General features: G+C 72.0%; 5 protein-coding genes and 1 pseudogene. 3 read left to right on the top strand and 3 right to left on the bottom strand.

What is annotated here, in order from left to right:
• Positions 1-11 precede the first annotated feature (11 nt).
• Both ASE87_RS11595 and ASE87_RS11600 read left to right on the top strand, forming a co-directional pair.
• Positions 12-614, top strand: a complete 603-nt coding sequence (locus ASE87_RS11595) for a hypothetical protein (protein WP_056228627.1) — start codon at positions 12-14, stop codon at positions 612-614.
• Positions 611-5,044 (top strand): FtsK/SpoIIIE domain-containing protein, encoded by a 4,434-nt coding sequence (locus ASE87_RS11600; RefSeq protein ID WP_056228629.1) that lies wholly within the window; start codon positions 611-613, stop codon positions 5,042-5,044. The genes ASE87_RS11595 and ASE87_RS11600 overlap by 4 nt, the downstream gene beginning before the upstream one ends.
• Before the next feature lie 35 nt (positions 5,045-5,079).
• On the opposite strand, the gene ASE87_RS11605 is transcribed toward ASE87_RS11600, so the two are convergent.
• The 3 genes from ASE87_RS11605 to ASE87_RS11615 form a co-directional block, all read right to left on the bottom strand.
• Positions 5,080-7,020 carry a thioester domain-containing protein gene (locus ASE87_RS11605; protein ID WP_056228632.1) on the bottom strand — a complete coding sequence of 647 codons (1,941 nt, stop codon included), beginning with the start codon at positions 7,018-7,020 and terminating at the stop codon, positions 5,080-5,082.
• 155 nt (positions 7,021-7,175) lie between these two features.
• A complete protein-coding gene (locus ASE87_RS11610; protein ID WP_043594281.1) occupies positions 7,176-7,409 on the bottom strand; it encodes a hypothetical protein in 234 nt (77 codons plus the stop codon).
• Between the two features lie 44 nt (positions 7,410-7,453).
• Positions 7,454-7,864: an ester cyclase gene (locus ASE87_RS11615; RefSeq protein WP_056228636.1), complete on the bottom strand. Its 411-nt coding sequence runs from the start codon at positions 7,862-7,864 to the stop codon at positions 7,454-7,456.
• Positions 7,865-8,133: 269 nt separating this feature from the next.
• Here ASE87_RS11615 and ASE87_RS16765 point away from each other — a divergent pair.
• Positions 8,134-8,257: pseudogene (locus ASE87_RS16765) on the top strand (ATP-grasp domain-containing protein); the annotation flags it as partial.

Genomic DNA, 8,257 nt, shown 5'->3' on the forward strand with positions numbered 1-8,257 from the left:
CGACCCGCACCATGACCCAGACCGACAGTGACGCCACCACCGATTTCGACATCCTCATCGGGCACGACCCCGAGACCTGGGTGGCCCTCCCGACCTCCTGGCCGCATGACGGCCACCGCGCGCCGCGATCGTGGATCAAGGCGACCGTGCGCACTGTGGCCGAGCGGTCCGAGGTGTCGACCCGCGCCTCCCGGTCCTGGCTGACGGAGGTGCTCTCGGCCCTCGCGCGCTGGTCGCCCGAGGACGAACGCCGGTACCTGTACCTGCCGGACATCGCGACCCCTCCGTCGCTGCTGCGCGTCCAGTACGGGTTCGTCGAGGGTGATCGTGATGTCGCCCTCCGGGCCATGGTCTTCGACAGCGACGTGGCCGCGGTCGAGCCTCCCGTCGTCGAGCAGGTCGAGGCGAGTGGTCTCGGGCAGGGGCTCCGAGGCGTGCGGTACGCGGCCGTCGAGGGCGACGCCGACCTCCACGCCACGCTCGTCTACGCCTTCCGGGCCGAGCCGTACGACCTCCGCGTCACCTGCCAGGTCGGCGGGCCGGATGGCGTCCTCGGCATGATCGACGAAGTCGACGTGTTCGTGGACGGCATCAGCGTGGTGCCCGCCGCGTGAGGCTGTGCGTCACCGTCCTGCACGTCCCGACGGGCCAGCGGGCCGACCGCTCGCTCCTCGTCGATCCGGACACCACCGTCGACGCCGTGGCGCGGCACCTCGCGTCGTCACTCGGTCACGCGCGGCACGCCCTGACCGACGAGCCCGCGAGCATCACCGTCGACGGTGTCCCGGTCGATCCGACCGCACGCCTCAGCTCGGGCGTCCTGCTCGACGGTGCCGTCCTCGGCCTCGGCGGCCCCGCCGTGCACCTCCACCTTCCCGACGACCTGCCCACCATCCGCATCATCGGAGGCCGCGGTGCCGGGACGATCCACGTCGTCGACGTCGGGCTCGTGCACCTCGGCAGCGGTCCGGACGCGGGCGTGAGACTGGACGACGCGCGGGTGCCCCCGATCGTCGCGACGATCGAACTCGACGGCGCCGGGCGCTTCGCGCTGACCCCCACGGCCGACGCTTTCCCCGAATCCGACGACGAGGCTCGCGGGCCACTCGTGCTCGTCGACCGCGTTCCGGTCCGAGGTACGGCCGCCGTGGACGAACACTGCGTCATCACCATCGGCGACACCCTCCTCGCCGTCGCGCCGGCCGGGCACCCGTCCGCCGCGATCACCGTGAGCGAAGGCGGAGGCACCCTCGACCACGCACGCCCCCCGCGCCTCCTGCCGGAGCCGCCGACCACGACGTTCCGGTTCCCCGCCGAACCCCAACAGGGGACGAAACGGCCCCTGCCGATCGTCGCGGCGCTCGCTCCGATGCTGATGGCCGTCGTCATGGTCACCGTGTTCGGGAACGTCGCCTTCCTCGCCTTCGGGCTCATGTCGCCGGTGGTCATGATGGGCAACTACCTCTACGACAAGCGCAACGGCAAGGTCTCGCACCGGCAGCGGCTCGCCGACCACCAGGCCACGAAGGAGGCGGTGGCGGCGGATGCCGAGAGCGCCGTGCGGCAGCTGCAGCGCGAGTTGCGACACCTCAGCCCCGACGCCGCGACCGTGCTCGACATCGCCGCCCGGCGTCGTTCGCGGTTGTGGGAACGCCGTCGTGACGATCCGGACCACCTGCGCGTCAGGATCGGTACCGCGGATCTGCCGTCGAGTGTCACCATCGAGGACCCGGCCGAACTCGAGCACCGTCGGACCGTCGCCCGCCCTGCCGTCGACGTGCCCGTCACCGTCGATCTGGCCGACCACGGGGTCGTCGGGGTGGCAGGCCGATCCGAACACGCGAGACCTCTCGTCGCGTGGATGCTGGCTCAGCTCGCCGTCGCCCAGAGCCCCCGCGACGTGCGGTTCGTCGTCCTGACCGAACACGCTGCGGGCGACGACTGGTCGTGGCTGGCCCACGTCCCCCATGCCCGTCCGGAGAACGGTCGGCCGGCCACCGTCTGGGTGGGGAACGACGCCGAGACCGTCGCGCGTCGGATCGCCGAGCTGGGTGCCGAGATCGACGCCCGCCAGCGGGCGGTGCGGGAATCGCGGGGGACGCTCCGTGCGGCGACCGACATCGTGCTCGTCGTCGACGGTGCGCGGCGGCTGCGGGCACTGCCCGGGCTCGTCCGCGTCCTGCGCGAAGGGCCCTCCGTCGGCGTGTACGCGGTGTGCGTCGACCTCGAACGACGGTCCCTTCCCGAGGAATGCGTCGCCGTCGTCACCTGCGGCCCCACGCGGCACTCCCTCGACGTCCACCGCACCGCCGACGTGCGCGAGGTCAAGGCCGACCTGGTGCCCGCCGGCTGGTTCGAGGCCGTCGCACGGGCCGTCGCCCCGCTGGTCGACGTCGACGACGGTGGCGGAACGGGCGGACTCCCGGCCCGATCGCGACTGCTCGACGTGCTGCAGCTCGAACCGCCCACTCCCGAGGCCGTGCTCGACCGGTGGGCTCGCACGGGCCCCACGACCGAGGTCGTCATCGGAGAGAGCCTCGACGGGCCGTTCTCGTTCGACCTCCGCCGGGACGGCCCCCACGGTCTCGTGGCCGGCACGACCGGGTCCGGCAAGTCCGAGTTGCTCCAGAGCATGGTCGCGGCGCTCGCCGCCGCCAACACCCCCGAGTCGATGACCTTCGTCCTCGTCGACTACAAGGGCGGTGCCGCGTTCCGGGACTTCGCGCCACTGCCCCACACCGTCGGAATGGTCACCGACCTCGACACGCACCTCGTGGAACGGGCGTTGCACTCGCTCGGGGCCGAGCTCCGACGCCGCGAGCACCTCCTCGCCGATGTCGGGGCGAAGGACCTCGAGGACTACGTGGAGGGCGCGGTCGGCGACGCCGAAAGGCCTCCGTTGCCGCGCCTCCTGATCGTCATCGACGAGTTCGCGAGCATGGTCCGAGAGCTGCCGGACTTCGTGACCGGCCTCGTCAACATCGCCCAGCGCGGGCGTTCTCTCGGAATCCACCTCGTGCTCGCGACGCAACGTCCCACGGGCGTCGTCACGGGCGACATCCGGGCGAACACGAACCTGAGGATCGCCCTGCGCGTGACCGATGCAGGCGAGAGCAGCGACGTGATCGACGCGGGTGACGCGGCCGGCATCTCCAAGTCCACACCGGGCCGCGCCTTCGTCCGACTGGGTGCGAGCGCGCTCGTCCCGTTCCAGGCCGGCCGTGTCGGTGGCCGACGTCCGGGGGTGGTCGCCGACGTCGTGCCCGAGGTGTGGTCGAGTTCGCTCGGCTGGCACGAACTCGGGCGGGTCGTGGCCGAGCCGCCGCCACGAGCGTCGACCGAGTCCGTCGGGCGTACCGACCTGGTCGAGCTCGTCGACGCGCTCGCCTCCGCCTCCGCTCGTCTCGGTATCCCTCGCCCGCACCGTCCCTGGCTCGACGCCTTGCCGGACAGGCTCGTCCTCGACGACCTCGCAGAACCCCCGGGAGGCCGCGACGCCGACGCATGCGTCGAGGGAGACGTGCCCTTGCTGGCCTTCGGCAGGCAGGACTTCCCGGCCGAGCAGCATCAGGCCCCGGCCGCGCTCGACCTGCAGACCTTGGGTCATCTCTTCGTCGTCGGCGCCCCCCGCACGGGACGCTCGCAGGTGCTCCGCACCGTCGCGGCCTCCCTCGCCGACCGCACGAGCTGCGCCGACGTCCACCTCTTCGGCATCGACTGCGGCAGTGGTGCCCTGCTGCCGCTCGAGAGCCTTCCGCACGTCGGAGCCGTCGTCCAGCGGACCCAGCTCGACCGGGTCCGACGCCTGCTGACGAAGCTCGTCGACGAGATCTACCGGCGGCAGCAGGTGCTCGCGGCAGGAGGCCACGCGGGAGTGGTCGAGCAGCGGCGAACGGCTCCCGAGATCGACCGGCTGCCGCACCTCGTCGTCATGATCGACCGGTGGGAAGGGTTCACCGGCACCTTCGCCGAGATCGAGCACGGCAAGCTCGTCGACCAGGTGGGGTTGCTGCTGCGTGAGGGCGCCGCAGCCGGTGTCCACGTGCTCGTCACGGGTGACCGTCAACTCGTCGCCGGCCGGCTCGCGGCCCTGGTCGACGACAAGCTGCTCCTGCGTCTGACCGACCGGGCCGACTACGCCCTCGCCGGACTGAACGCACGAGCACTTCCCGACGTCCTGCCCCCGGGGCGGGGCTTCACCGCCGAGACCTCGATCGAGACGCAGGTCGCCTTGATCGATGCCGAGGCGACGGGGCAGGCGCAGGCCGAGGCCCTGCGGCGACGTGGGGCCGAGGCGGTTCACCGAGACCGTCACGTTCCTGCCGCCCGTCGGCCCTTCCGCGTCGACGAACTGGCGGGCCCCATCTCGTTCGACGATGCCTGGTCCCGCCGGGGAGCGGCTGATCCGGCGAGCGTCTTCGCCTTGATCGGCGTCGGTGGCGACGACCTCGTGCCGTGGGGTCCCGACCTCGCCGACGGCCCCGGCAGCTACGTTGTGACGGGCCCCCCGAAGAGCGGGCGCAGCACCGTCCTGGCAGCTGTCGTCCGGTCGCTCGCGGCCCAGAGCATCGGAGTGGTCGTCGTCGCCCCACGGCGATCGCCGCTGCGGGCGCTCGAGGGGTTGCCCGGCGTGGTCGCGGTGATCACCACCCGGACCGTCGAGGAGGCCCTCCTCGCGCCCTTCTTCGCAGACGTCGACGGCCCTCGCGTGCTCGTCATCGACGACGGCGAACACCTCAAGGACTGCCCCGCGGCCGAGTGGCTCGCGGAGTTCCTCCGGTCGTGCCCCGACACCGGTCGAGCGCTCGTCGTGGCCGGGACGACCGGCGAGGTCTTGGCGGGGTGGGCCGGCTGGCAGGTCGACGTGAGGAACAACCGGTGCGGCGCCGTGCTCAGTCCACAGCTGCCCAACGAAGGTGACCAGGTGGGGCTCCGGCTGACGAAGTCCGATCTCGCCGACCGGCCGACGCCAGGGTTCGCCCTCGTGGACGACGGCAGCGGTCGAGCCGTCCGGGTGCAGGTGCCGTTCGATCGGGCCGGATGAGCCCGGACCGACTCGCGGCACCCGCACCCGGGGGTTCATCGCGCCTCGCCCAGCCCGAAGGACGACAGTGCCTCGGCATCGACCGCGAGGGAGGCTGCATCCGAGCCCTCGGCGAGGCGGCGCCTCCGCACGTGGAAGGCACTCGCCGCGGCCACGAGCACGAAGCCGGTCCCGACGATTCCGAGGGCGACGAGCAACGCCTGCCCGCCACCCTCCGAACCGGTGAAGGCCAGCCCTGCCGGGGGAGCCGGAGCCTCGGACGGGGCCGGCTGCCGTACCGTCGCCATCTCGCTCCGGTAGACGGTCGTGTCGGCGAAGGCCGGCACGACCTGGCTTCCGTCATCGACGACAGCCGACCCCTCCGACGAGAACAGGAAGACGTACGTGCCGGGTCGCTCGAGGGCGATGCACGGTGTGGCGTACGTGCCGTCCTCGCCGATGGTCACCGTCTCGCGAGCCACGACGAGGTCCGGGTCGAGACGGTCGATCGGACCGAGGTCGCTTCCCACGACCGGGGCCTCGGCGAACGGTCCGACGAGCACCGACTCGACGTCGACCCCACCCGGCACGTCGGGGTGCAGGTCGACGACGGTGAGCTCGTCGCTGACGCAGGCACCCGGGTCGATCTCGGCGTCGGACACCACGGTCGAGATGGTCGGCGTCCAGGGCACGAAGGTCGTCTCGGTCGCCACCCCGAACGGTGACCGCCAGGAACCCACGCGGTCACGCCCGGCCTCGACCGGCGTGTCCGTGGGATCGATGCTCTCGACCCAGGTGTAGTACCCGCCACCGGGCAGTTCGCAGCCCGGCGTCGAGTAGGTTCCCGGGCCGTCGAGCACGTCGAGGGCGACCTCGCAGACCGACGGAGCGTCGTCCGGCCACTCGTCCGCCGTCGTCACGGGGGCAAGGAAGGGGCCCAGCAGCCGGCTGCGCACCGTGACCGGGACGGGGCGCCAGGTGCCGGCGTCGTCGTATCGTCCCCACTCGGACAGGAGCCCGTCACCGGGCCGCACGCCGAGCGTCACCTGGTCGGTGACGATCGTGCCGGCCTCGGCCACGGTGTCGCTGGTGATCGTCGACACCGTCGGCTGGAACGGCAGCGGTGACAGCTGCTCGACACTCGCGGCTTCGGAAGCGGAGGCCGCGACCCCGCCCGAGAAGAGGATCATCTGCGAGCCGGCGGGGCTGTTCCCCACCGTGGTCACCCGTCCGTACGGCAGGTCGACGAACTCGACCGAGGCGGTCACGGTGAGCTGGGCGGCGTCACCGGTGGCGGCGACGGGCACGCTCTCGCCGTTGCGGACGAGGGCCGTGGTCGAACCGTCCGCGAACACGGCTCCGTCCAGGGTGACCGTGCCCGCATGCGTGGGCTCGAGGGTCGTCGGCCCACCCGTCACGCGGTCGACCGTGAGGTCGGGGCGGATGAGCCCCGTGCCGTCGTCCGAGAGCTCGACGGTGATCGATGCGGCGACCGACTTCGACGCGGCGGACGAGGCCTCGGCGAGCATCTGGTTCGCGCGTTCGAGCACGATCGGCCAGCGCTCGTTGGCCCGGCCGGCGTAGTACCGCTGCGTGTGGCCGTTCAGGCCGGTGATGGTCCAGACCGCGAGTTGTCCTGCGGCGGCCGTGTCGGCGTCGGTCGTGCCGCCCCAGGTGCGGGCGATGTACGCGAGGCGCGCGTGGTCGTCGGTCGAGACGCCGATCACGTCGCCACCCGTGGTCGTGTCGTAGTGGTTGCCGACGGGCGATCTCTTGCCGGCTTCGAGGCAGAACGCCTGGGTGCCGTCGTCGAGTCGGTACGTGCCGAGCCACGAGGCGTTGTCGCCGCGCCAGAGGTGGCCCGGGCCGAGTCCCGTGCCGGTGACGGCGGCGGCCGGGGCGTGGCCGAGCAGCCCGACGGCGACGGAGAACAACAGGGCGAGGGCGAGCGCGAGGCGCCGTCTGGGGGGCCCGAGGGCCTTCGTTGATGAGGTCATGCACCGACGATCGGGCAGCGGCCCCGGCTGCCGAGGCCGGCACCGCGCCTCCTGTGCACGGCTCCCGCCGACGCGGGCCGGGGGAGGAGCCGTGACACGACGACGCCCCCGCCGCGAGCTGCGGCGGGGGCGTCGTCAGACGGGGGTGACCGAGGTCACTCGGTCTCGTCGAGGTCGATGTCGTCGCCTTCGAGGTCGTTCGGGGCGTACTCGGGCGAACCCTCGCGGGGCGCACCGCCGGTCGGGCCGTCGTTGCCCTCTCCGACGCCGGGGAAGACCGTCTCGCCGGCGACGGCGTCGTTGGTCGCGATCTGCTCGGACTCGGCGAACTCGTCGGCCTGGTCGTAGGGCTGGTCACCCGATGCTGCGGGGGTGTTGGTGTCGCTCATGATGCGTCCTCTCGAGAGTGGTGCGGGGTGGTGGGGGGAGCGGCTCAGGCCAGGCCGAGCTGTTGCTTCATGCCGGCCTCGTCGGTGGCGCCCCAGCGCTCGACCAGCAGGCCGTCCTCGTCGAAGCGGCCGACCTGGATGCCACGCACGGTGAACGACTTGCCCGTGGGCTCGGCGCCCTGGAACGTGCCGGTGTGCGTGCCCGAGATCGTGAAGACCGCGGTGACGTTCTCGTCGTCGGCGACGAGCGTCTCGACGCCCAGGTCGGCGTCGGGGAAGGCCGCGAAGAACTCGGTCCAGAAGGCCTGGATGCCCGCGAGGCCGGCGGGAGCGTCGGGGGCCGGGTCGTGATCGACGACGTCGGCGTGGAAGCCCTCGCCGAGGCGGTCGATCTCGCGGGCGGTCAGGATCTCGCCGAGGCGTTCCTGCGTGGCGAGGTTCTTCTCTTTCGACATGCGTGTCTCCGTCTTCTCGTTCTGTCGGGGTGTCTCTCGTCTACTCCCCAGGCGACGGCGGGCCCCCGATGCTCACAGCAGACGCGACGCTCGGCGTACCCCTCGGGTCGCCCGCTAGGCTGACCGCTGGCCCATTGTCTTCATGTCGAGATGGCTCGATGTCGAGACGGATCATGGTGAGACGACGCAGCGATGCGGATTGGAAGAACAGCGTGGATCTTTTCGAGTACCAGGCCAGAGACCTGTTCGAGCAGTACGGCGTGCCCGTGTTGCCGGGCATCGTGGCCGACACCCCCGAGGAGGCGCGAGCGGCGTCCGAGAAGCTGGGTGGCGTCACCGTCGTGAAGGCCCAGGTCAAGGTCGGCGGTCGCGGCAAGGCTGGCGGCGTCAAGG

Origin of the sequence: Frigoribacterium sp. Leaf44 (assembly GCF_001421865.1) — a bacterium.
GTDB lineage: Bacteria > Actinomycetota > Actinomycetes > Actinomycetales > Microbacteriaceae > Frigoribacterium.